General features: G+C 68.4%; 3 protein-coding genes. All 3 read left to right on the top strand.

Annotated elements, in window-relative coordinates:
- Positions 1 to 356, top strand: a 356-nt coding sequence (locus tag FLW16_RS42760; RefSeq protein WP_396687269.1) for an ABC transporter permease, incomplete at its 5' end; no start/stop codon positions are given.
- Positions 357 to 473: 117 nt separating this feature from the next.
- Positions 474 to 1,535 (top strand): substrate-binding domain-containing protein, encoded by a 1,062-nt coding sequence (locus tag FLW16_RS42755; protein ID WP_142566697.1) that lies wholly within the window; start codon positions 474 to 476, stop codon positions 1,533 to 1,535.
- Positions 1,536 to 1,550: 15 nt separating this feature from the next.
- The coding region (locus FLW16_RS42750; RefSeq protein ID WP_260616208.1) for a Gfo/Idh/MocA family protein at positions 1,551 to 1,932 on the top strand (382 nt) is incomplete at its 3' end.

Below are 1,932 nucleotides of genomic sequence, written 5' to 3'. Positions count from 1 at the left end.
AGGCGGCGCGTCTGGCCGGTATCGATGTGCGTAAGCACACGCTGATGTTGTATGCGCTGTCGGGTCTGTGCTGCGGGATCGCCGCGGTGCTGATCATGGCGCGGACCACCACCGGGTCGTCCACCCACGGCGACTTGTATGAGCTGGACGCGATCGCCGCGGTGATCATCGGCGGGACGTTGCTGAGCGGCGGCCGGGGCACGATCATCGGTTCGATCCTGGGTCTGCTGATCTTCACTGTGATCACCAACCTGTTCATCCTCAACGGCCTCAACACCGCCGACCAGCTCGTCGCCAAGGGCGCGATCATCGTCGTCGCCGTGCTCCTGCAGCGGCGAAGCCTCAAACACACCTGACCCCCGGCACCCCTCAGCCCCTTCCCCGACCTTCCAGGTCCGCCGCCGTACGGCCGCGGTCCCGGCCTCACACGCCCTTTTTCCTCGCTTTTCCACCCCCACTGCAAGGAGAACGACATGACCCAGAACCCCGGCCGCCGGGGCTTCCTCCTCGGCGGAGCCGTCCTCGGCGCGGGCGCTCTCATCACGGCCTGCACCAGCAACGAGCCGGCCGCGCAGGCGAGCGCGCCGGCCGCCGCCCCCGCGGCCGCGGCCACGGGCGGCAACGACGCCCCCGGCGACAAGGTCGTCATCGGCTTCTCGGCCCCGGCCGCCGACCACGGCTGGATCGCCGCCATCGCCAAGAACGCGGCCGACGCGGCCAAGCAGTACTCCGACGTGGAGTTCAAGGCGGTCGAGCCGACCAACGACATCAACCAGCAGATCTCCGCGGTGGAGTCGCTGATCCAGGCCAAGGTCAACGTGCTGGTGATCCTGCCCAACGACGGCCAGCAGCTCAACCAGGTCGCCCGGCAGGCCATGGACGCCGGCATCCCCGTGGTCAACCTGGACCGCGTCTTCCCGGACAAACTGTCCTACCGGACCTGGCTGGGCGGGGACAACTACGGCATGGGCGTGGCCGCCGGCCACTACATCGGCAAGACGCTGAAGGACAAGGGCGTGGCCGACCCGGTCATCCTGGAGATCCAGGGCATCGCCACGCTGCCGCTGACCCAGGACCGCAGCAAGGGCTTCGCCGACGCGCTGAAGACCTACGGCTTCAAGGTGACCGCGCAGCAGGACGCCAAGTTCACGGTGGAGTCCGGCACACAGGTGGCCAGCAACCTGCTGCAGGCGCACAAGAAGATCGACGCGATCTGGAACCACGACGACGACCAGGGCATCGGCGTGCTCGCCGCGATCAAGGAAGCCGGTCGCGACGAGTTCTTCATGGTCGGCGGCGCCGGCTCGGCCAACGCGATGCGTGACATCCAGGCCGACAACGGCGTGCTGAAGGCCACCGTCACCTACAGCCCGACCATGGCCGGTTCGGCGATCAAGCTGGCGCGACTGATCGCCCAGGGCAAGGGCATGAGCGACCTGCTGGAGCAGGAGGTGCCGCAGTCGATCACGCTGGCCTCGGAGACCATTACCAAGGAGAACGTGCAGAAGTATCTGCCGCTCGGCTTCGAATCCTGATTCGGGGGAGATCTAGTGACAGAAAGCAGGCCGGCGCTCGGTGTCGGCATGGTGGGGTACGCGTTCATGGGACGCGTGCACTCGCAGGCATGGCGGAGCGTCGCCTCGGTCTTCGACCTGCCCGTAAGGCCCGTCATGGCGGCCCTGTCCGGCAGGTCGCCCGGCCGCACGGCCGAAGCGGCGGACACGCTCGGCTGGGCGGCGGTGGAGACCGACTGGAAGCGGCTCGTCGAACGCGACGACGTGCAGATCGTCGACATCTGCACGCCGGGTGACAGCCATGCCGAGATCGCCATCGCGGCGCTGGCGGCGGGCAAGCACGTCCTGTGCGAGAAGCCGCTGGCCAACACCGTGGCCGAGGCCGAGGCCATGGCCGCGGCGGCGAAGGAGGCGGCGG

The organism is Microbispora sp. KK1-11 (assembly GCF_006874435.1).
GTDB classification, from domain to species: domain Bacteria; phylum Actinomycetota; class Actinomycetes; order Streptosporangiales; family Streptosporangiaceae; genus Microbispora; species Microbispora catharanthi.
This window is presented reverse-complemented; position numbering and strand designations above follow the sequence as displayed.